Annotated in this window: 1 protein-coding gene; it reads right to left on the reverse strand. The window is 55.8% G+C overall.

The window, feature by feature from the left end; all coding sequences use genetic code 11:
* Positions 1–119 precede the first annotated feature (119 nt).
* Positions 120–794, reverse strand: a 675-nt coding sequence (locus tag EN780_RS35845) for a hypothetical protein (RefSeq protein WP_210215100.1), incomplete at its 5' end; no start/stop codon positions are given.

The raw sequence follows: 794 nt of genomic DNA on the forward strand, positions 1-794 counted from the left end.
CCCGTATACGGGCTCGTCATGAGCGCCGAGGAGCTGAAGCGTTTGGCAGCAGCGAATGGCGGCGTTGGCTCGACAATCATGTGCCCCTGGTAACCAACAGCAAGCTTTGATGCTTGGGTTCAACCAGGGTCGCGCGTACTGATCGCCAAACTTTCGAATGCACCGCGCCTGAGTGACTGAAGTTTCCTAAGGCGTCTGACAAACAGAATGTCGTTGACCAAGCTCCAGAACGACGCCTCGGTTAGCTGTTGCTCTCTCAGCCATTCTTCTTGCATACACGGTTCGAAGGCGCCGTGCGATATCAGATATTCAGTCGCGCAACTGCTTACCTCCATGGGGTGAAGTGTCCATCCCAATGTAGCGGCTGTTTCACGCGCGACCGCACGCAGGCCGGCGCCGGCCTGCGTCGTGAAGTTTGTCCATTCTTCGTCGCTCATGGCGGTTTGCGGATGCGCACGCTCCCCTTCCTCCAATCGATGAAGGAAGATAGTGTTCCTCAGTTCAAAGTTTGGACCTACATCCTGTGCGGGTTTGCAGGTCCACGCACTAAGCGCGCGGAGCAGCTTGGAGGCATCTCTTGCCTTTACACCCGGCGCACCTCGGTGAGTGAAGTCGAAGAAGCGAGAAACCGATTCATTGGTTTGGGTTTGCAACAGCGCCTGCGCCAAGTTGTCCCAAGTTCGATCTTTGAAGTGCAACTGTTGTGCACAGCTAACGGCGTCCGCTAGAAAGTCTGAGCTGACGACACCTTCTCGAGTAGCCTCACTTGCAAAGTCCCGGATATCAACCGTCGA

The sequence above is a fragment of the Mesorhizobium sp. M4B.F.Ca.ET.089.01.1.1 genome (assembly GCF_004022605.1).
Classification (GTDB): domain Bacteria; phylum Pseudomonadota; class Alphaproteobacteria; order Rhizobiales; family Rhizobiaceae; genus Mesorhizobium; species Mesorhizobium abyssinicae.